This window comes from Rhizobium sp. KNZ2-6A (assembly GCF_056755475.1).
In genome coordinates this window covers 26,545-45,678 of the sequence record NZ_JBNDIC010000022.1, presented here as the reverse complement: position 1 = coordinate 45,678, position 19,134 = coordinate 26,545, and the positions used below count along the sequence as shown (strand labels likewise).

Here is a 19,134-nt window from a genome sequence, read left to right as displayed (position 1 = left end):
GTCAGTCCTTCGCGACGGAAATGTCAGGCGCATCCACGGCCTTCATGCCAACCGTGTGGTAGCCGGAATCGACGTGGTGGATTTCGCCCGTGACGGCCGTCGACAGATCGGACAGCAGATAGAGCGCGGAATTGCCGACCTCGTCGATGGTCACAGTCCGCTTCAGCGGCGCGTTGTACTCGTTCCACTTCAGGATGTAGCGGAAATCGCCGATGCCGGAAGCTGCGAGCGTCTTGATCGGGCCGGCCGAAATCGCGTTGACGCGGATGCCGCGGCCACCGAGATCGACGGCGAGATAACGTACGCTTGCTTCCAGGGCCGCCTTGGCGACACCCATGACGTTGTAATGCGGCATGACCTTTTCCGCACCGTAATAGGTGAGGGTGATCATCGAGCCGCCGTCATTCATGATTCGCTCGGCACGCTGTGCAACTGCCGTGAAGGAATAGACGGAGATGTCCATCGTCTTCGTGAAGTTGTCGCGGCTGGTATCGAGGTAGCGGCCGGTCAGCTCGTCCTTGTCAGAGAAGGCGATGGCGTGCACGACGAAATCGATCTTGCCCCATTTCGCCTCAAGCGTGTCGATGACCGCATCGATCGTTGCCGGCTCGGTGACGTCGCAATGGCCTGCCATGAAGGCGCCGAGTTCCTGAGCGAGCGGCTCGACGCGCTTCTTGAGGGCGTCGCCCTGCCACGTCAATGCGATTTCGGCTCCGGCGTCCGAACAGGCCTTGGCAATGCCCCACGCTATGGAACGGTTGTTTGCAACGCCGAGAATGACGCCGCGCTTGCCTGCCATGAGGCCAGTGGCTTGAGCCATATTATGCTCCCTTGAATTACAATTGAACCTGCCTATGGCATAGGCCGATCCCCTGTTCAAGCATTGTCAAGATCATCAACTGTTAGGGATCGTAACAAAGGGTGCTGTTGTCACCAAAATTTCACAGGAAAAACCCTTCACGCATGCTGCGCATCAGATCCGTAACCTTATCATCCGGTTTTTCCCACAGCATCAGCCGCAATTCGACGACGAGATCGCCTTTTCCACCATTGCCATCGGGCAATCCCTCGCCGGGAATGCGCACGATCTGATCCGAACCGGACCAGGCCGGCACCGTGATATTGACCGGCCCGTTCAGCCCCTCGACAGTCGTTTCGCAGCCGAGGACCGCATTCTCGATGGTGACGGGCAATATCGTGCGCACATCGCTGCCGTCGAGCGTGAAGCGCCCGTCGGTCGACAGATGAACGGTGATGGCGACATCGCCGCGCAGCATGCCCTGCAGCTTCAGCCCCTGGCCCTTCAAATGCAGCACCTGGCCGTTGGCAATATCCGTCGTCGCCTGGAAGCGCGCTTCGCGGCCATCCGACAGAGGAACGATGATCCAACGGCTCTTCAACATGTCGTCGAGCGTCACGGTGGCTTCGGCGGCAACCTCGGGCGTCTTTTCCGGCGGCTTTTCCTGGACATTGCCGCCGGTAAAGCGGCGTACGAGCGAGCCGAGAATGCCGAAGGTGGAGCGGGAACCAGCGGGAGAGGTTCCCGTCGCCAGCAGTTCCTCCTCCGCGTGTGTTTCTTCCCCGGCGGATGCGTTGGCCTCCTGTTGCTTCTGCGCAACCGTCTCGGCGGCTGCGGCTTGATCCTGCTGCTGCGCGCGACCCGATTTTACCCCGAATATGCGCTCGACCACATCTTCGGGTGTCTCGCTTGCCGCATTGTGCTGAGCTGATGCCGCGGAGGCCGCCGCCTTGCGCGCATTCGCCCGGGCAAGCTCCTCCATGATCTTCTCGGCATTGGCGCGCGCGGCCCTGGCACGCTCGGCAGCCTCGCGTGCCGCCTGCCGCTGCTGCATGATCGTCTGCTCACGGCTCTGGCCCTTGGCTTCCGCCATGCGCGCGATCTGATCGTAACGGCTGCGCTTCTGCGGATCCTTCAGCGTCTCGTAGGCCAGGCCGATTTCGGCGAAACGCTCCGACGCGGTCGGATCGCCCAGATTGTGATCCGGGTGGGCGGACTTTGCCAGTTTGCGCCAGGCAGCCTTGATTTCGTCGACTCCAGCATCCTGCTTAACGCCCAACACCTTGTAAGGATCGCGCATCTTTCCCGCCATTATTCATGGGTATGCCAAGCTCCATCGCAGCATCCCAAGCAAAGAACCAATTGATCGCGCTTCATCCCCTTGCGTCCCGTTAGGGAGGCATGGCCGAAGCGCGTGTGAACCGATCCTGCGGGAAGAGTTGCTAATCAGGCGTTACGCCGGGCGGGAACCATCGACTTCCATTTCAGCACATGGTTAGCCGATCGCTAACGATGAATGCGGGGAAATCGTAACGACATGGCGCGTCGACTATCCCCGTTCGGCTGGGTCGATGGCATGCGGAAAAAGGGGGAAAAGGCGATCAGCCGGCTTGCTGGAAACTCAGCAGCTGCCATTCGCCCTGACCGACGAGGCAGGTCCTGCCGGAAAAATTGGCGATGCCCTGATAGGAATGACGGCTGGTGCGGAACTGGCGGCAAACCACGCCGGATGCATTGCTTTCGACAATGGCGTCGATGACGCCGGCGCTGCCCGTGGAGGCGTTTGCCCAGGGGATGGATTGGCCGTTGAGCTTCTGAAGATCCGCCGAGGTCACCGCATTGCGCACCGTGGTTTCATCGGAGATGCTGTCCGTGGTTACAGGCGCCGTCGGCACCGTGCCCGTCGATACGCTGCGATCCACCTTGGCCGAGCTCAGGTAGTCCATGCCGCCGCCGACGCAGCCGCCAAGGGTGAAAAGGGAGACAAGGACGACAGCCATCGTCACGCCTTTTGCAAGCTTGCGCTTTGTATGAACGGTCGACTTTGCTATGACTTCCACCCGAACGTTTTTTGGCCTGCCAGAGGGGCCGGCGGTTATTAGGAATTGCGGAGTATTTGAACTAATATGTCGGAAAACGAGTTAACAAGCGGTGACTTCACCGAGCAGAACGAACCTTTCGCTCTTTTCGCGGCCTGGCTGCGCGAAGCAGAGACCACGGAGCCGAACGATCCGAATGCGGTCGCCTTGGCAACGGTGGATAAGGATGGATTGCCAAATGTCCGCATGGTTCTTCTGAAGGGTTTTGATAGCGACGGATTCGTCTTCTATACGAACTTCGAAAGCCAGAAAGGTCAAGAAATTCTTTACCACAAGAAAGCGGCCATGTGTTTCCACTGGAAATCGCTGCGCCGCCAGGTGCGCCTGCGCGGTGTGGTTGAAGTGGTGAGCGACCAGGAAGCGGATGAGTATTTCAAGACCAGGGCGCGCGGCAGCCGCATCGGCGCCTGGGCTTCGAAGCAGTCCCGCCCGCTCGAGGGCCGCTTCGCGCTGGAAAAGGCGGTTGCCGAATATACCGCCCGCTATGCCATCGGCGACATTCCGCGCCCGTCCCACTGGTCAGGCTTTCGCATCCGGCCGCTCTCGATCGAATTCTGGCACGACCGCCAGTTCCGCCTGCACGATCGCATCGAGTTTCGCCGGGAAGTGCCGGAAGGCGCCTGGCAGAAGGTGCGAACGTATCCTTAAGATCTATGCTGTTTCCCGGCGCCCCATCAAGTGCATGGGGATGCCGGAGGCAAGCGCCGATGCGTAGCGTGGCTTCTGGTAGTGGCCGTTCAGCGACAGCCGCGGAAGGAGCATAGGCGCTGCGCCATTCGTCGGCATGATCGTGCCGGGGCGCGTCGTGACGCCGACGGAAAAGCCGAGCTCCGCCGCAAGCCTGCCCTCGCGTGGCGATACAGCTTCAAGCGTGCCGTAAGGGTAGGCAATCGCGATCGGCCGCCGTCCGGTGACATCGGCGACATAATCGGCCGAAAGCGCCATTTCCGCCGCTGCCTCCGCCTCCGGCAGCCGCGACAGCGCGCGGTGGCTCACCGTATGCGCGCCGAGCGAGGCTAGGGGATGGCGAGCGAGCTGCCTCAAGTCAGTCCGATCCATGATCGATGCGCTGACGATGTCGAGCGGTTCCAGACCGTGGCGCCGGGCAAGTTCGTCGATCCGGGCGAGGGCTTCGCTTTCCTCATGGCCGTGGACGAAAGCGGCGAAGCGGGCAAATGCCGCATGCTTGTGGCTCTCCTTGCCGAGCGGCAAGAACTCTTCGCCGGCGCCGAAATCGAATGTCAGCCGATCCAGCCGGCCGAGCAGCTCGGCGAGTGTTTCCCACCATATGCTGTGGCTTCGCTCCGACAGCCCCTGGGCGACGAAGACGGTAAAGGGCGCACCATGACGGGCGAAGACCGGCAGGGCATGTTCGAGGTTGTTCCGATTGCCGTCGTCGAGCGTGAAGGTGACAAAGGGCGGCTTGTCGACGGCATTCGCCAGTCGTGACGGAAGAGCGTCAAGGGCGATGAATTCATAGCCGTCCTTTTTCAGCCGTGCGATCGCGCGGTCGAGAAAATCGGGCGAAACCTCGAGATGCGCATTGGGCGCGAAGCGGCGGGAAAGGGCAGGGCGGACATGGTGAAGGGTGAAGATGGCGCCAAGGCCGGCAACGTCGCGCATCAGGCCGGCACTCTTCAGAATTGCGGCAGCCTCCAGTCCGCTGGAAATCATCCTGCGCTTGAGGCGGACCTTGATGCCCTGTTCCATGCGGATCGACCCGGTTGACCAAGGTCAATGCTGTAGCGCATCCTCGTTAAACCTTACTGAATCTTTGCCATAATTTCCAATGCGTTAATGGTTATTTTACCAGGAACGGCAAAATTGAAGAACTATCGAGGCTGTTGCCTCAATATCGCACCGCTATCAGGTTTTTTGTCGCAAAATCATACAGGGATTGATGCGGTGTGTTGGCATTCTTTCGGTCGGGGACAATTATGAAAAGACTTTTGATGGCTCTGTCAGCGGCCGTCTTGCTGGTGAGCGCTCCTGCGGCGAGCTTTGCCGGCAGCGCTTATTTCATCATGGATGCGAAGACCGGCAAGGTACTGACATCAAGCAATGCCGATGACCTCAACCATCCGGCATCGCTGACCAAGATGATGACCTTGTACATGGCCTTCGAGGCGATCCATCGCGGCAAGCTCAGCTGGAACACAAGAATACCGGTATCACGCGCCGCCGCCGCCAAACCGCCGACCAAGCTCGGCCTGAAGCCCGGCAGCACGGTGACCGTTCGCGAAGCCGTCGACGGCATGATCATCAAGTCCGCCAACGACGCCGCGGCCGCCATGGCGGAAGCGCTCGGCGGCAGCGAAAGCGGCTTTGCCCGATTGATGACGCAGAAGGCGCGGGAAATCGGCATGCGCCGCACCGTTTTCGTCAATGCTTCCGGTCTTCCGAGCATGCAGCAGGTGACGACGGCACGCGATATGTCGACGCTCGCCGTCGCGCTCATCAATAATTATCCGCAGGAATACCGGCTCTTCTCGCAGACGAGCTTCAACTATCGTGGCCGCAGCGTGCGCGGTCACAACAATCTGATGTATCGCTATGAAGGGATGGACGGGATCAAGACCGGTTATACCAACGCCTCCGGCTTCAATCTCGTCAGCGCCGTGCGCCAGGGCAATCGCCGCGTGATCGGCGTCGTCATGGGCGGCGCCACGGCGCGCGGGCGCGACGCGTTGATGGCATCGCTGCTGGATCGCTATATTCCGAAGGCAAGCCCCGTTTCGTCATCGCGGCTGATTGCAAGTGTCGGCGGCGGCAAGGTTCCGCAGCAGGTCGAAGTGGCCTCCGCCTCCGACGACGTTGGGGTCGATGTCGATACCCAGACCACGGCCACGACGACGACACCAGCGCCGGCGCGCAAGCGCGTCGAGGTCGTCCCGATGGCATTTGCCGCGGCCTCGAACGTCACCGTGCCGATGGATCGCCCGGCTGCGATGGATGAGATCCTCGTTGCCAACAAGCCGGTGGCGACCGGCAACTGGCAGGTGCAGATCGCCGCAACCCCGACCGCCCAGGCCGCCAAGGATCTGCTTTCCGAAGCCAAGTCCAGGGCCGGCAATGCGCTCGCCAACGCTTCGCCCTATACCGAAGCCGTCGGCAAGGGCGCTAACACGATCTATCGCGCCCGCTTCGTCGGTTTCGCAAACCGCGACGATGCGAATTCCGCCTGCTCCGCTCTGAAGCGCAAGGATTTCGATTGCATGCTGCTGCCGAGCAAGGGCTGAGCATAGTCCCAATTGGATAAAAGCGAGCCGGCGGGGCAAGCCTCCGCCGGCTCGACTTTTTTGTAGGAATCGTTCATGTATGCTGAGAACATAAGAGGAACGATATCGATGCTGTCAGATCTGATGAAGCAATTCGAAACGGCTTCGGCAATCTATGCCGCCGATAACGGCCTGGAACGAGACGACGACTGGTTTGTCCTGAAGCTCCAGGAGGAAATGGGCGAATTGATCCAGATCTGGAACAAGGTCACGGGCCGAGGGCGCCGCAAGGGCATGAGCGAGTCCGAGCTGGCGACGGCGCTTGCCGATGAAACGGCCGATGTGCTCGGCCATATCCTTCTCTTCGCGCACCGCAACAGCCTCGACCTCAGCGCCGCGGTCGAGCGAAAGTGGCGCTTCCGCCCGCGCGATTAGCAAGGGCAGGGGCCGGCTTAAGCCTTAGTGCCGCCGACGGTGATCTGATCCATCCGCAGATGCGGCTGGCCGACGCCGACGGGCACCCATTGGCCAGCCTTGCCGCAATTGCCGATGCCGGTATCGAGCTTCGTGTCGTTGCCGATCATCGAAACGCGCTTCATGGCATCCGGCCCGTTGCCGATCAGCATGGCGCCCTTAATCGGCGCGCCTATCTTGCCGTCCTCGATGAGATAGGCCTCGGTGCAGCCGAAGACGAATTTGCCAGACGTGATATCCACCTGGCCGCCGCCGAAGGAGACGGCATAGATGCCCTTCTTCACCGAGGCGATAATTTCTTCCGGCGTCTTGTCGCCGCCGAGCATGTAGGTGTTCGTCATGCGCGGCATCGGGGTATGGGCGTAGCCCTGGCGGCGGCCGTTGCCGGTCGCCTTCATGCCCATCAGCCGCGCATTCTGCCGGTCCTGCATGTAGCCGACCAGCTTGCCGTTTTCGATCAGGACGTTATAGGCCGAAGGCGTGCCTTCGTCATCGACCGTGATCGAGCCGCGGCGGTTCTCGATCGTGCCGTCGTCGACGACGGTGACGCCGGGTGCGGCGACCATCTGACCCAGCAGCCCCGCGAAAGCCGAAGTTTTCTTGCGGTTGAAATCGCCTTCCAGCCCGTGGCCGACGGCTTCGTGCAGCATGACGCCCGGCCAGCCGGAGCCGAGCACGACGTCCATCGTGCCGGCAGGCGCCTCGATCGCTTCGAGATTGACGAGCGCCTGGCGCAGGGCCTCGTCGGCGCCATGATGCCAATTGTCCTGGGTGACGAAGTCGCCGAAGCCGATGCGCCCGCCGGTGCCGAAGGAGCCGGATTCCTGCCGGTCGCCGTCACCGACGATGACGGAGATGTTGATACGCGTCATCGGACGGATATCGCGCACGCGATGCCCGTCGGCGCGAAGGATGTCGACCACCTGCCAGCTCGCGGCGATCGATGCCGTCACTTGGCGTACCTTATCGTCCTTGTCGCGCAGATAGGTATCGATCTGCTGCAGGAGCTTCGCCTTCTCCTCGAAGCTCGGCGTGCCGATCGGGTTCTCGTCGCCGTAAAGCACCTTGTTGGTGCGCTGGGGTGCTGCGGCGTAGGAGCCGGCATAGCCTGAAGTGACCGCGCGCACGGCATCGGCGGCGCGCTTCAGCGCAGCTTCTGAAAGGTCGCCTGCATGGGCATAGCCCACGGCCTCGCCGGCAACGGCGCGAAGGCCGAAGCCCTGTTCCGTGTTGAAGCTGCCGCCCTTCATCCGGCCATTGTCGAATGTCAGCGATTCCGCCTGGACATGCTCGACGAAGAGCTCGCCGTCATCGGCGCCCGACAGCGCTTCGGCGACGATGCCGCGCAGCTTGGCTTCGTCGGCATCGAAAAGAGTAAGGAGATCGGTATTCATGGGTCAGTGCTCCGTTCAGAGCCGATGTAGGTTTCGGATGGCGCAAGAGCAAGCCCATCCCCTCAGGGAAGGGCGTCGTAGCCGTCCGCGAAGCCCTTCAAGTCCACAGGAATGCCGATGCCTTCCTCCGGCGACTGGAAGACGATGAAGGTTGCCGTCGCGCCGCTGCGCAGCGTCTTCAGCAATTCGTCCTCGAGCACGACTTCGGCATAGCAGCCATCGGAGAAGCAACGCACGAAATAGGCGCGGCCGATATCCTTGCCGTCGATATTGAGGCCGAGACCGTTCGGCAGGAGCACGCCGAGCGGCGCAAGCACGCGCAGGATCTTCGACTTGCGGTCGGCCGTCTTTAGCACGACGACGGAAAGGCCGATTTCCGGGCGGTCCTCGGCGATAACATTCTGCATCAGCGCGCATTGCTCGGCCGAAGCGCCGGCCGGCTTGTCGCAGACGACGGACCATGCGCCGTGGCTGGAGCGTACCGTGCCCGGAGGTTGCGGAACCTGGCTTGTCGGAACCTGCTGCGTATGCGGCTGCGGCTGGCCCTGCTGTTCGGGCTGCAACTTCTGGGTCTGCTGCGCCGGCGGCTGAGTCTGTTGCGCCCATGCGGGTGCCGCAACCGCAGCAGCGACGCTGCTGGTAACAAGCAAAAGCCGGGCGAGGGAACGAAAGCCCATGGAAACCTCTAGATTCGAATCAGTGCCGATATTGTTGAAGCCCAGGCCGGCAAATGAAAAGCCCCGGTTGCTGGATTCCAACCGAGTGCGGCGGAAATACGACGTCTACTCCATTTTGTCCCGGCGGCGCCATGGACCATCATGCAATTTTTCGTATGATGATGAAATGCTTGCCATGTCCGGGGCGGGCATGGGGGGATATTCGCGCAAAAATGCCGCACTAACAAATCTCTTGAGTTGTTGCGGAGCACCCCAAACTGTGGTTTGAAGCGCAATGGATTGTAGGGATACTGCGTTTGAGGAAGATCTGGGATCAAACGCTGGAGGGAGAGACATCGTGATTAAAAGAGCTTACGCGGCTCTGACGGCTATGATCTGTCTGCTTTTCGCGACAGGCAGTTATGCCGATCAGCCGAGACCCTGGGAAACCGGTATGCAGCAGGCGGCGACCGGCAACATGCATCAAATCCGCTGGTTCGAAGCATACACGCTTTGGTTTATCATTCCGATCACGCTGCTGGTTCTCGTCCTCCTGGTGGTGGTCATGGTGAAGTTCCGGGCTTCCAGGAACCCGGTTCCGTCCAAGACGAGCCACAACACCCTGATCGAAGTCATCTGGACCATCGGCCCGGTCCTCATTCTTCTCTTTCTGGCCATCCCCTCCTTCAATCTTCTCACCGATCAGCTGACATTCCCCGAGCAGACTGACGTGACCGTCAAGGCGACGGCGACGCAGTGGCAGTGGAATTACGAGTATGAGAACGCGGGCGCCACGCCGGTCGCTTTCGATTCCTTCATGCTGAAGGAGCAGGACCGCACCACCGCCGGCAAGGACGACAAGTCGAAATATCCGCGGCTTCTCGCTGTCGACAACGAAATGGTCGTGCCGGTCGGCAAGAACGTCCGCGTCCTCGTCACGGCCGCGCCGGCCGACGTCATTCATTCCTTCGCAATGCCTTCCTTCGGCGTCAGGATCGACGCCATTCCCGGTCGCCTGAACGAAACATGGTTCAAGGCCGATCGCGAAGGCCTTTATTATGGTCAGTGTTCCGAGCTCTGCGGCAAGGATCACTCTTTCATGCCGATCGCCATCCGCGTCGTCTCCGATGATCAGTACAAGCAGTGGCTCGCCTCGGCCGCAACTGATCTGAGCAAGGCGAACAAGGCTCTGATGGCCGCCGTCGACGAACCGACGACCGTCAAGGTCGCCGAAAACACGGCCAAGTAAGAGGGTTAGGAACAATGGCTGGATCCAAGGCACACGACGACCACTCGCACGATCTTCAGGACGCACACGCGCATGACGATCATCACGCGCACAAACAGACCTTCGCCGAGCGTTGGCTGTATTCGACGAATCACAAGGACATCGGAACGCTCTATCTGATCTTCGCGATTTTCGCGGGCGTGATCGGCTTCCTCCTGTCCGTTGCCATCCGCATGGAATTGCAGGAGCCCGGCATCCAGATCTTCAGCGGTCTGGCGTCGATGGTCTATGGCTTTTCGGGCGATGCCGCCATCGATGGCGGCAAGCAGATGTACAATGTTTTCGTCACCGCCCATGCGCTGATCATGATCTTCTTCATGGTCATGCCGGCGATGATCGGCGGTTTCGCCAACTGGATGGTGCCGATCATGATCGGCGCGCCTGACATGGCCTTCCCGCGCCTGAACAATATCTCGTTCTGGCTTCTCGTTCCGGCCTTCCTGCTGCTCATCCTCTCGATGTTCGTCGAAGGTCCCGCGGGCGCCTATGGCGCGGGCGGCGGCTGGACGATGTACGCGCCCTTGTCAGGCACGGTCGGCCATCCGGGCCCGGCGATCGATCTGGTCATCTTCGCGCTGCATATCGCCGGTGCTTCGTCGATCCTCGGCGCGATCAACTTCATCACCACGATCCTCAACATGCGCGCTCCGGGCATGACGCTGCACAAGATGCCGCTGTTTGCCTGGTCGGTGCTGATCACCGCCTTCCTGCTGCTGCTGTCGCTGCCGGTTCTTGCCGGCGCCATCACCATGCTGCTGACGGACCGCAACTTCGGCACGACTTTCTTCTCGCCGGAAGGCGGCGGCGACCCGCTGCTCTACCAGCATCTCTTCTGGTTCTTCGGCCATCCGGAAGTCTACATCCTGATCCTGCCCGGCTTCGGCATGATCAGCCACATCATCTCTACCTTCTCGCGCAAGCCGATCTTCGGTTACCTCGGCATGGCCTACGCCATGGTCGCGATCGGCGCCGTCGGTTTCGTGGTCTGGGCACACCACATGTATGTGACCGGCCTTTCGCTCGACACGCAGCGCTACTTCGTCTTCGCCACGATGGTCATCGCCGTGCCCACGGGCGTGAAGATCTTCTCCTGGATCGCGACGATGTGGGGCGGTTCCATCGAGTTCCGCACGCCGATGATCTGGGCGCTCGGCTTCATCTTCCTGTTCACGCTCGGCGGTGTCACCGGCGTCCAGCTCGCCAATGCCGGCCTCGACCGCGAACTGCATGCGACCTACTTCGTTGTGGCACACTTCCACTACGTGCTGTCGCTCGGCGCCGTCTTCGCCATCTTCGCCGCCTGGTACTATTGGTTCCCGAAGATGACCGGCTACATGTACAATGAGCGGATCGGCAACTGGCACTTCTGGATCACCTTCATCGGCGTGAACATGGTGTTCTTCCCGCAGCACTTTCTGGGTCGTGCGGGCATGCCGCGCCGCTACATCGACTATCCGGATGCCTATGCCGGCTGGAATTTCGTCTCCTCCATCGGCTCCTATGTCGCAGCGGTAGGCCTTTGCTTCTTCTTCTGGGGCGTTATAGATGCATTCTCGAAGAAGCGCGTTGCAGGCGATAACCCCTGGGGCGAGGGCGCAACCACGCTCGAGTGGCAGCTTTCGTCGCCGCCCCCCCATCACCAGTGGGAAGAGTTGCCGCGCATCAAGTAGCCTGTTTCTGGACGCCGTGATAAACGGCGTCCAGCTCAACTGACAATTGGAAGAAAGAATGACGCTCATCGACAATCACGAAGCGCTCGCAAAGAAAGGCGAAACCGGCCTGTCGGAAGCGAGTGCGCGCGATTATTTCGAGCTTCTGAAGCCGCGCGTCATGTCGCTGGTTGTCTTTACCGCTTTCACCGGTCTGGTGCTGGCTCCCGGTCACATCAATCCGGTCCTCGGCTTCATCGCCATTCTCTGCATCGCCGTCGGTGCCGGCGCCTCCGGCGCTTTGAACATGTGGTATGATGCCGATATTGACGCCGTGATGAGCCGCACCGCGCGCCGGCCGATACCTGCGGGTCGCATCAAGCCGTCGGAAGCGCTGGCCTACGGCCTCGTGCTGTCAGGCTTCTCGGTGACGATCCTCGGCCTTGCCATCAATTGGCTTTCCGCGGGCATCCTCGCCTTCACCATTTTCTTCTATGCCGTCGTCTACACGATGTGGCTCAAGCGTTCGACGCCGCAGAACATCGTCATCGGCGGCGCGGCCGGCGCCTTTCCGCCCGTCATCGGCTGGGCCTGTGTGACCGGCAGCGTGACGATCGACAGCATCGTGCTCTTCCTCATCATCTTCCTGTGGACGCCGGCGCATTTCTGGGCGCTGGCCCTGTTCAAGATGGGTGACTATGAGGCCGTCGGCGTGCCGATGCTGCCGAATGTAGCCGGCATTCCGACGACCAAGAATCAGATCGTCGTCTATGCCGTTCTGACCGCCATTGTCGGCGTCGTCCCGGCCTTCATGGGCTTTGCGAGCCTGGGCTATGGTGTCGTCGCCGCGCTGCTGGGCGCGGTCTTCGTGCACTGTTCCATCGCCGTCTGGCGCATGGCCGACGGCGATGTGAAGATGGTGCCGGCAAAGAAGCTTTTCGCCTTTTCCATCTTCTATCTCTTCGCGATCTTTTCCGCGTTGCTGATCGACCGGCTCGTTGCCGTGCTGATATCGGGCGGCATTGGAGGCTGGCTATGATCGATCTGGTCAAGCTCACGGAAGCGCAGAGGAAATCGCGGCGCGGGCGCAACATAGCGCTCGGCCTGGTGCTTGCTGGCCTGGTGATCCTGTTTTACGCGATCACCATCATCAAGGTCGGTTCCGGACACGTTTGAGGAGGCGTGATGGAGGGGGAGGTCACAAAGAGCACGGGAAGCGGCGGCCGTAACAACGGGATGATCGTTGCCATGTGCCTGAGCTTCGTCGTCGGCATGAGTGCCATGTGCGCCGCCGCCGTGCCGCTCTATCGCATGTTCTGCCAGGTGACGGGTTATAACGGCACGACGCAGCGCGTCGAGCAGGTATCCAACCTCATTCTCGACAAGCAGATCCAGGTTTCCTTCGACGCCAATGTCGCACCCGGCCTGCCATGGGATTTCAAGCCGCTGCAGAAGTCGGTAAGTCCGAAGATCGGCGAGACGGTCGAGGTCAAGTTCGAGATCGAGAACAAGTCGGACAAGATGGAGCGCGGTCAGGCGATCTTCAACGTCTCGCCGCTGGAAGCCGGGGTCTATTTCAACAAGGTCCAGTGCTTCTGCTTCAATGAGACGGATCTCGCGCCGGGGGAAAAGCGCGAGATGTCGGTGGTTTTCTATGTCGATCCCGAGATCACCAAGGCTGTGGAAACCAAAACGATCAACGCGCTGACACTGTCCTATACCTATTACCCGCGGGAGGGCGCAAAGCCCGTGGCATCCAATGACGGCGCCGTAAAGCCGGTGGAAAAGAAACTTTGATGGAGAGTGCTTTCGGTTCGACCGGGAGCAATATGGGAAAAAGTTATTCGGGGATTGTTGATATGGCCGAAGTGCATCAGAGAAAACACGATTATCACATTATCGAGCCCAGCGCATGGCCGATTACCGCGGCCCTCGGGGCTTTCGTGATCACCTTCGGCGGTGTCTGCTTCATGCGCTATCTCAATGGCGGCGCGGTGCATCTGTTCGGGATCAATTTCGCGCAGCCCTGGCTGTTTTTCATCGGCCTAGCCGTGATCCTCTACGTCATGTACGGCTGGTGGGCCGATACGATCAAGGAGGCGCACGAGGGCGCGCATACCCGCGTCGTGTCGCTGCATCTGCGCTACGGCATGATCATGTTCATCGCCTCCGAGGTGATGTTCTTCGTCGCCTGGTTCTGGGCCTATTTCGACGTCAGCCTGTTCCCGAACGAGGCGATCCAGGCATCGCGCACGGCCTTCCTCGGCGGCCAGTTCCCGCCGAAGGGCGTCGAAGTCCTCGATCCCTGGCACCTGCCGATCTACAACACCATCATCCTGCTGCTGTCGGGCACCACGGTTACCTGGGCGCACCATGCGCTGCTGCATGGCGACCGTAAGGGGTTGATCCAGGGCCTGACGCTGACGGTCCTACTCGGCGCTTTGTTCTCCTGCGTGCAGGCCTATGAATATGCCCATGCGCCGTTCGAGTTCAAAAATTCGATCTATGGCGCGACCTTCTTCATGGCGACCGGCTTCCACGGTTTCCACGTGTTGGTCGGCACGATCTTCCTGCTGGTCTGCCTGGGCCGCGCCATCAGGGGCGATTTCACGCCGAAGCAGCATTTCGGCTTCGAAGCGGCCGCCTGGTACTGGCACTTCGTCGATGTCGTCTGGCTGTTCCTGTTCTTCTGCATCTATATCTGGGGCAGCTGGGGCGCACCGGTCGCGGCCGGCTGATCGGTATCGATCTTTCGAAAACAAAAGGCGGGCGCTCGGCGTCCGCCTTTTGCTTTTGGGCCTTAATTCCCCGATGTTAATTTCTCGAAAGCAGTCGGGCGTGGCACACCTCCAGCCAGAAATTGCCGGATTTGCTCGGCACAGTCCTCAGGGCTGCTCACCGACGTATCGACTTCCAAATCATAGATGCCGGGCCGGTGCACATGCTCCTGCCAGGCAATGACCGGCACGGGGATAGGCTTGCCGGCTTCAACTCTCACGTAAACCCCTTGTCTTTCCGGTCCTTCCGCCAGCCGTCGCTGCATGACGACATCGAGCGGGCAGCGCACGCCGACGAACAGAGCGGGCAGTCCCGCCAGCAGGCCGGCGCAATCGGCAAGAATGCCAAGCGGTTGCGAATAGGCGTCGTGATGGCCGAATTCGGCGACGACATTCAGCCCCATGCGGCTGTGCGCGGCGATCGAGGCATAGAGTGCGGCATAAAAGCGCTGAACCAGCGGTTCAAGATCGGGCCGCTCGCCGCCGGGGCGCAAGCCGATACCCGGGCGATAGCGCGGGGGCGTCACATGTCGCACATAGGCGTCGACACCGAGATTGACCCACACGCCCTCGAATTCAGCCTGAATCAGCTCGACGATGCTGCTTTTTCCGGATCGCGGCGCACCGTTCAGAATGACGATGTGGCCGAGCGGCGGGGCTTCGCTGGATGGCATGAATCCAATCCTTTTGCATGCTTTCCAGGCCGATGACTACCATATCCGAGCTTTTCGATTGGACGGATGCGCGCATCGCGGTTACTGATGATGAAAGGGGCGAAGTCCATATATTCGCCCGCAATGGCAGGCTGATAGAGACAGAACTTTGAACTCAGAGCAAGACAAGACGCCAGACGGGACATCCCATAGCGACAGCGCTCTCTTTGCGCCCGTCGATCCGTTCAAAATCGGCATCCAGGGATGTTGTCCGCGTTGCGGCCAGGGCAAGCTCTTCAATGGATTATTGTCGCTGAAGCCGCGCTGCGCCGCCTGCGATCTTGACTATGCCTTCGCCGATGCCGGCGATGGCCCGGCCGTCTTCGTCATCCTGATTGTCGGTTTCATCGTCATCGGCCTCGTCCTGTGGACGCAGATCAATTATGCGCCGCCGATCTGGGTCTATATCGTGTTGTTCGCGCCGCTGACCATCATCCTGTCGCTGCTTTCCCTGCGCTGGTGCAAGGGCATTCTGATTGCGCTTCAATATCGCAACAATGCCAGCGAGGGGCGCATCAGCGGTGACTGAGTCAAGCATGCCGGCCCGTCGCACCAATCCCTTGTGGCAGATCGGCAAGGCGTTGCTTCTGCTGGTTGCTCTCATCATCCTGATCGGGCTTGGCACCTGGCAGGTCGAGCGCCTGCATTGGAAGGAAGGGCTGCTGGCCGATATCGCCGCGCGCAAGGATGCGCCGGCCTTGCCGCTGTCGGCGATCGAGGCGATGGCAGCCTCCGGCGGCGACATCGAATATCGCGTGGTGACCGCCACGGGCCACTATCTCAACGACCAGGAGCGGCATTTCCTCACCACCCATGACGGCGATCCCGGCTTTCATGTGTATACGCCGCTGCAGTTGGACGATGGTCGCTACGTCTTCGTCAATCGAGGCTTTGTGCCCTCCGAGGCAAAGGCGCCCGAAAAGCACAAGCAGGGCGAACTGACCGGCGAACAGACGATCACCGGCCTCGCCCGCGCCAAACTTACCGACCGGCCCTCGGGCATGCCCGACAATGATCTCGCCAAGAACATTTTCTACTGGAAGGATCTGGACGTCATGGCGTCCAGCGTCGGCTTGCCGAAGGACAAGGTGCTGCCCTTCTTCATTGATGCCGACAAGACGCCCAATCCGCAAGGCTTGCCGATCGGCGGCGTTACCATCATCGATCTGCCGAACAATCATCTGCAATATGCGGTGACATGGTATGGCCTGGCGGTAGCGCTGGTGGCAATCGTCGCCATATCCTGGTGGCGTAAGCGCCATCCGCACGCGCCCTCACAATAGAGACATGCAATAGAATAGCTTCATTTCGATGGAATATTCGGCTAGAGCATGATCCCAAAAAGTGCGCAGTGGTTTTGGAATAAGATCATGCGGACTAAATAGAGCAGGCGACATAGCGCACCTATCTTGGCTGAGCCACCGTTTGCGGATTTCGGAAGAGACATGAACATAGCCGTTTCCAAACCTGACCTGACCATCCGGCTTTGCGGGCCGCGCGGCTTCTGCGCCGGCGTCGACCGCGCCATCCAGATCGTCGTTCTGGCGCTGAAGGCCTATGGTGCGCCTGTTTATGTCCGCCACGAGATCGTGCACAACCGCTATGTCGTTGAGGGATTGGAAGCTAAGGGCGCCATCTTCGTCGAGGAGCTGGATGAAATCCCGGCCGAACATCGCGCCCAGCCGGTCGTCTTCTCGGCGCATGGCGTGCCGAAGTCCGTGCCGGCCGATGCCGATGCGCGCAATCTCTTCTATCTCGATGCCACCTGTCCGCTGGTCTCCAAGGTGCACAAGCAGGCCATGCGCCACAATCGCCTCGGCCGCCATGTCGTCCTGATCGGCCATGCCGGCCACCCGGAGGTGATCGGCACCATGGGCCAGCTGCCCGAGGGCACCGTGTCGCTGATCGAGACGGTGGAGGACGCCGACGTCTACCAGCCCGCCGACCCCGACAATCTCGGCTTCGTCACGCAGACGACGCTCTCGGTCGACGATACCGCTGGCGTCATTGCGCGCCTGCAGGAGCGCTTCCCCAATTTGACCGCACCGTCAGCCGATTCGATCTGCTATGCCACGACGAACCGCCAGGAAGTGGTGAAGGAGGCGGCTCCGGGCTGCGACCTCTTCATCGTCGTCGGCGCGCCGAATTCCTCCAATTCCAAGCGCCTCGTCGAAGTGGCGCTCAGGGCAGGGGCGAAGAAATCCGTGCTCGTTCAGCGCGCTGCCGAGATCGATTGGGACACTATCGGTGACATCAAAACGGTCGGCCTGTCCGCTGGTGCATCTGCGCCAGAAGTCATCGTCAACGAGATCATCGAAGCGTTCCGTGCTCGCTATAATGCCGTGGTGGAACTCGCTGAAACTGTGAAGGAAACCGAGAATTTCCTCGTCAATCGCGAGCTTCGCAGTATAGAGCTGACGACGGCAGACATGGCTTTCGTCAACGGGGATTGAAGAAGGTTACCTTGTCCTTCGAGGCTTTGCCGCTTGCGCTGACGCTGCATCGGCAAAGCACCTCAGGATGAGGGGACAAGAGTTTCGCCGCCAGACGCCTAGATCAGCCCTCATGGTGAGGAGGCGCTCCTGAGCTTGTCGAAGGGGGGCCGTCTCGAACCACGAGGGCGGATGGTTGCGGCGGCATGCATATATCAAGGGAATAACTCGTGGCCGTTTATACCGATATTACCGAAGACGATTTGAAGTGGTTTCTGACCGAATATGATGTCGGAGAGTTGCTCTCCTACAAGGGCATTGCCGAAGGCGTCGAGAATTCGAACTTCCTGCTGCACACAAGCCGCGATCCGCTGATCCTGACGCTCTATGAAAAGCGCGTCGACAAGGGCGACCTGCCGTTCTTCCTGGGGTTGATGCAGCATCTGGCGAGCCGCGGCCTGTCCTGCCCGTTGCCCCTGCCACGCCGTGACGGCGCCTTGCTCGGCCATCTCTCCGGCCGCCCTGCCGCCCTAATTTCCTTCCTCGAAGGCATGTGGCTGCGCAAGCCCGAGGCGCATCATTGCCGCGAAGTCGGCAAGGCGCTGGCCGCCATGCACATCGCCGGCGAAGGTTTCGACATTCGCCGCCCGAACGCGCTGTCGCTGGAGGGCTGGCAGACGCTTTGGGAAAAGTCCGAGGCGCGTGCCGACGAAGTCGAAGTAGGCCTGCAGGGCGAGATCCGCAGCGAACTCGATTTCCTTGGAAAGCATTGGCCGAAGAACCTGCCGGAAGGCGTCATCCATGCCGATCTTTTCCCTGACAATGTCTTTTTTCTCGGCAACACGCTGTCCGGCCTGATCGATTTCTATTTCGCCTGCAACGATCAGCTCGCCTATGACGTTTCGATCTGCCTCAATGCCTGGTGCTTCGAAAACGATCACGCCTTCAACATCACCAAGGGCATGGCGCTGCTTGAGGGCTATCAGAGTGTGCGGCCGCTGAGTGTAACAGAAATCGCCGCATTGCCGACGCTTGCGCGCGGCTCGGCGCTGCGCTTCTTCCTGACGCGGCTCTATGATTGGCTGACGACGCCAGCCGGCGCTCTCGTCACCAAGAAGGATCCGATCGAATATCTGCGCAAGCTGCGCTTCCACCGCCAGATCGCTTCAGCCGCGGAATACGGGCTGAAGGCATGATGCACGTCGATATTTTTACCGATGGCGCCTGCTCGGGCAATCCCGGTCCCGGCGGCTGGGGGGCAGTGCTTCGCTACGGCGAGGTCGAGAAGGAACTCTCCGGCGGCGAGGCGAATACGACCAACAACCGCATGGAGCTGATGGCGGCGATCTCGGCCCTCGGCGCTTTGAAGGCGCCTTGCGAGGTCGATCTCTATACCGACAGCGTCTACGTCAAGGACGGCATCACCAAGTGGATTTTCGGCTGGAAGAAGAACGGCTGGAAGACCGCCGACAAGAAGCCGGTGAAGAACGCCGAGCTGTGGCAGGCGCTGGACGAGGCCTATGGCAGGCACAAGGTGACGCTGCATTGGGTCAAGGGCCATGCGGGACATCCTGAGAACGAGCGGGCCGACGAGCTCGCCCGCAAGGGCATGGAGCCTTTCAAGCGGAAATAGGT

General features: G+C 60.6%; 21 protein-coding genes. 14 read left to right on the top strand and 7 right to left on the bottom strand.

Annotation, left to right across the window (positions count from 1 at the left end; all coding sequences use genetic code 11):
* Nucleotide 1: 1 nt before the first annotated feature.
* From fabI to ACPYOP_RS16700, 3 genes are all read right to left on the bottom strand, one after another.
* A complete protein-coding gene (fabI, locus tag ACPYOP_RS16710) occupies nt 2–820 on the bottom strand; it encodes an enoyl-ACP reductase FabI (protein ID WP_481411479.1) in 819 nt (272 codons plus the stop codon).
* A 121-nt stretch (nt 821–941) separates the two neighbouring features.
* Nucleotides 942–2,099: a DnaJ domain-containing protein gene (locus ACPYOP_RS16705; RefSeq protein ID WP_481411478.1), complete on the bottom strand. Its 1,158-nt coding sequence runs from the start codon at nt 2,097–2,099 to the stop codon at nt 942–944.
* Between the two features lie 301 nt (nt 2,100–2,400).
* The gene (locus ACPYOP_RS16700) at nt 2,401–2,859 is read right to left on the bottom strand and encodes an RT0821/Lpp0805 family surface protein (protein WP_481411477.1); all 459 of its coding nucleotides are present in this window, start codon (nt 2,857–2,859) and stop codon (nt 2,401–2,403) included.
* A gap of 66 nt (nt 2,860–2,925) precedes the next feature.
* Between ACPYOP_RS16700 and pdxH the strand changes: the two genes are divergently transcribed.
* Nucleotides 2,926–3,546, top strand: a complete 621-nt coding sequence (gene pdxH, locus ACPYOP_RS16695; protein WP_481411476.1) for a pyridoxamine 5'-phosphate oxidase — start codon at nt 2,926–2,928, stop codon at nt 3,544–3,546.
* A 3-nt stretch (nt 3,547–3,549) separates the two neighbouring features.
* On the opposite strand, the gene ACPYOP_RS16690 is transcribed toward pdxH, so the two are convergent.
* Complete coding sequence (locus tag ACPYOP_RS16690; protein ID WP_481411475.1) at nt 3,550–4,608, bottom strand: polysaccharide deacetylase family protein; 1,059 nt, start codon at nt 4,606–4,608, stop codon at nt 3,550–3,552.
* 227 nt (nt 4,609–4,835) lie between these two features.
* Between ACPYOP_RS16690 and ACPYOP_RS16685 the strand changes: the two genes are divergently transcribed.
* Together ACPYOP_RS16685 and ACPYOP_RS16680 are read left to right on the top strand one after the other, a co-directional pair.
* A complete protein-coding gene (locus ACPYOP_RS16685) occupies nt 4,836–6,137 on the top strand; it encodes a D-alanyl-D-alanine carboxypeptidase (RefSeq protein WP_481411474.1) in 1,302 nt (433 codons plus the stop codon).
* Nucleotides 6,138–6,245: 108 nt separating this feature from the next.
* Entirely contained in the window at nt 6,246–6,551 is a 306-nt protein-coding gene (locus ACPYOP_RS16680) for a pyrophosphatase (protein ID WP_481411473.1), read from the top strand.
* 17 nt (nt 6,552–6,568) lie between these two features.
* Here ACPYOP_RS16680 and tldD read toward each other — a convergent pair whose 3' ends face one another.
* The gene (gene tldD, locus ACPYOP_RS16675; RefSeq protein ID WP_481411472.1) at nt 6,569–7,984 is read right to left on the bottom strand and encodes a metalloprotease TldD; all 1,416 of its coding nucleotides are present in this window, start codon (nt 7,982–7,984) and stop codon (nt 6,569–6,571) included.
* Between the two features lie 62 nt (nt 7,985–8,046).
* A complete protein-coding gene (locus tag ACPYOP_RS16670; RefSeq protein ID WP_481411471.1) occupies nt 8,047–8,661 on the bottom strand; it encodes an invasion associated locus B family protein in 615 nt (204 codons plus the stop codon).
* 337 nt (nt 8,662–8,998) lie between these two features.
* Here ACPYOP_RS16670 and coxB point away from each other — a divergent pair, with 337 nt between their 5' ends.
* The 6 genes from coxB to ACPYOP_RS16640 all read left to right on the top strand — a co-directional run bounded on the left by coxB (nt 8,999) and on the right by ACPYOP_RS16640 (nt 14,315).
* Nucleotides 8,999–9,889, top strand: coding sequence for a cytochrome c oxidase subunit II (gene coxB, locus ACPYOP_RS16665; protein WP_481411470.1), 891 nt, complete (start codon nt 8,999–9,001; stop codon nt 9,887–9,889).
* 14 nt (nt 9,890–9,903) lie between these two features.
* Nucleotides 9,904–11,598, top strand: coding sequence for a cytochrome c oxidase subunit I (ctaD, locus tag ACPYOP_RS16660; protein WP_481411469.1), 1,695 nt, complete (start codon nt 9,904–9,906; stop codon nt 11,596–11,598).
* A gap of 58 nt (nt 11,599–11,656) precedes the next feature.
* Nucleotides 11,657–12,616: a heme o synthase gene (locus tag ACPYOP_RS16655; protein WP_481411468.1), complete on the top strand. Its 960-nt coding sequence runs from the start codon at nt 11,657–11,659 to the stop codon at nt 12,614–12,616.
* On the top strand, nt 12,613–12,753 hold the full coding sequence (locus ACPYOP_RS16650; protein ID WP_169644670.1) for a hypothetical protein: 141 nt from the start codon (nt 12,613–12,615) through the stop codon (nt 12,751–12,753). The genes ACPYOP_RS16655 and ACPYOP_RS16650 overlap by 4 nt, the downstream gene beginning before the upstream one ends.
* 9 nt (nt 12,754–12,762) lie before the next feature.
* The gene (locus ACPYOP_RS16645; protein WP_481411467.1) at nt 12,763–13,374 is read left to right on the top strand and encodes a cytochrome c oxidase assembly protein; all 612 of its coding nucleotides are present in this window, start codon (nt 12,763–12,765) and stop codon (nt 13,372–13,374) included.
* A gap of 62 nt (nt 13,375–13,436) precedes the next feature.
* A complete protein-coding gene (locus ACPYOP_RS16640; protein WP_481411466.1) occupies nt 13,437–14,315 on the top strand; it encodes a cytochrome c oxidase subunit 3 in 879 nt (292 codons plus the stop codon).
* A gap of 62 nt (nt 14,316–14,377) precedes the next feature.
* Here the strand turns inward: ACPYOP_RS16640 and ACPYOP_RS16635 are convergent, their stop codons facing one another.
* Entirely contained in the window at nt 14,378–15,028 is a 651-nt protein-coding gene (locus tag ACPYOP_RS16635) for a chloramphenicol phosphotransferase CPT family protein (protein WP_481411465.1), read from the bottom strand.
* A gap of 148 nt (nt 15,029–15,176) precedes the next feature.
* Between ACPYOP_RS16635 and ACPYOP_RS16630 the strand changes: the two genes are divergently transcribed.
* The 5 genes from ACPYOP_RS16630 (at nt 15,177) to rnhA (ending at nt 19,132) form a co-directional block, all read left to right on the top strand.
* Complete coding sequence (locus ACPYOP_RS16630) at nt 15,177–15,596, top strand: DUF983 domain-containing protein (RefSeq protein ID WP_481411464.1); 420 nt, start codon at nt 15,177–15,179, stop codon at nt 15,594–15,596.
* A 7-nt stretch (nt 15,597–15,603) separates the two neighbouring features.
* Complete coding sequence (locus ACPYOP_RS16625; RefSeq protein ID WP_481411463.1) at nt 15,604–16,350, top strand: SURF1 family protein; 747 nt, start codon at nt 15,604–15,606, stop codon at nt 16,348–16,350.
* Between the two features lie 162 nt (nt 16,351–16,512).
* Nucleotides 16,513–17,520, top strand: coding sequence for a 4-hydroxy-3-methylbut-2-enyl diphosphate reductase (gene ispH / locus ACPYOP_RS16620; RefSeq protein WP_481411462.1), 1,008 nt, complete (start codon nt 16,513–16,515; stop codon nt 17,518–17,520).
* Between the two features lie 209 nt (nt 17,521–17,729).
* On the top strand, nt 17,730–18,695 hold the full coding sequence (locus ACPYOP_RS16615) for a homoserine kinase (RefSeq protein ID WP_481411461.1): 966 nt from the start codon (nt 17,730–17,732) through the stop codon (nt 18,693–18,695).
* Nucleotides 18,692–19,132, top strand: coding sequence for a ribonuclease HI (rnhA, locus tag ACPYOP_RS16610; protein ID WP_481411460.1), 441 nt, complete (start codon nt 18,692–18,694; stop codon nt 19,130–19,132). Before ACPYOP_RS16615 ends, rnhA begins: the two co-directional genes overlap by 4 nt.
* Nucleotides 19,133–19,134: the final 2 nt, after the last annotated feature.

Excerpts from the sequence above, each read along its gene's own strand:
- ACPYOP_RS16625 (WP_481411463.1), top strand. The coding sequence starts at position 15,604 with ATGCCGGCCCGTCGCACCAATCCCTTGTGGCAGATCGGCAAGGCGTTG.
- ACPYOP_RS16655 (WP_481411468.1), top strand. The coding sequence starts at position 11,657 with ATGACGCTCATCGACAATCACGAAGCGCTCGCAAAGAAAGGCGAAACC.
- ACPYOP_RS16680 (WP_481411473.1), top strand. The coding sequence starts at position 6,246 with ATGCTGTCAGATCTGATGAAGCAATTCGAAACGGCTTCGGCAATCTAT.
- ACPYOP_RS16635 (WP_481411465.1), bottom strand. The coding sequence starts at position 15,028 with ATGCCATCCAGCGAAGCCCCGCCGCTCGGCCACATCGTCATTCTGAAC.
- ACPYOP_RS16705 (WP_481411478.1), bottom strand. The coding sequence starts at position 2,099 with ATGCGCGATCCTTACAAGGTGTTGGGCGTTAAGCAGGATGCTGGAGTC.
- pdxH (WP_481411476.1), top strand. The coding sequence starts at position 2,926 with ATGTCGGAAAACGAGTTAACAAGCGGTGACTTCACCGAGCAGAACGAA.
- ACPYOP_RS16650 (WP_169644670.1), top strand. The coding sequence starts at position 12,613 with ATGATCGATCTGGTCAAGCTCACGGAAGCGCAGAGGAAATCGCGGCGC.
- ACPYOP_RS16685 (WP_481411474.1), top strand. The coding sequence starts at position 4,836 with ATGAAAAGACTTTTGATGGCTCTGTCAGCGGCCGTCTTGCTGGTGAGC.
- rnhA (WP_481411460.1), top strand. The coding sequence starts at position 18,692 with ATGATGCACGTCGATATTTTTACCGATGGCGCCTGCTCGGGCAATCCC.
- ctaD (WP_481411469.1), top strand. The coding sequence starts at position 9,904 with ATGGCTGGATCCAAGGCACACGACGACCACTCGCACGATCTTCAGGAC.
- tldD (WP_481411472.1), bottom strand. The coding sequence starts at position 7,984 with ATGAATACCGATCTCCTTACTCTTTTCGATGCCGACGAAGCCAAGCTG.
- ACPYOP_RS16670 (WP_481411471.1), bottom strand. The coding sequence starts at position 8,661 with ATGGGCTTTCGTTCCCTCGCCCGGCTTTTGCTTGTTACCAGCAGCGTC.
- ACPYOP_RS16690 (WP_481411475.1), bottom strand. The coding sequence starts at position 4,608 with ATGGAACAGGGCATCAAGGTCCGCCTCAAGCGCAGGATGATTTCCAGC.
- ispH (WP_481411462.1), top strand. The coding sequence starts at position 16,513 with ATGAACATAGCCGTTTCCAAACCTGACCTGACCATCCGGCTTTGCGGG.
- ACPYOP_RS16645 (WP_481411467.1), top strand. The coding sequence starts at position 12,763 with ATGGAGGGGGAGGTCACAAAGAGCACGGGAAGCGGCGGCCGTAACAAC.
- fabI (WP_481411479.1), bottom strand. The coding sequence starts at position 820 with ATGGCTCAAGCCACTGGCCTCATGGCAGGCAAGCGCGGCGTCATTCTC.
- ACPYOP_RS16640 (WP_481411466.1), top strand. The coding sequence starts at position 13,437 with ATGGCCGAAGTGCATCAGAGAAAACACGATTATCACATTATCGAGCCC.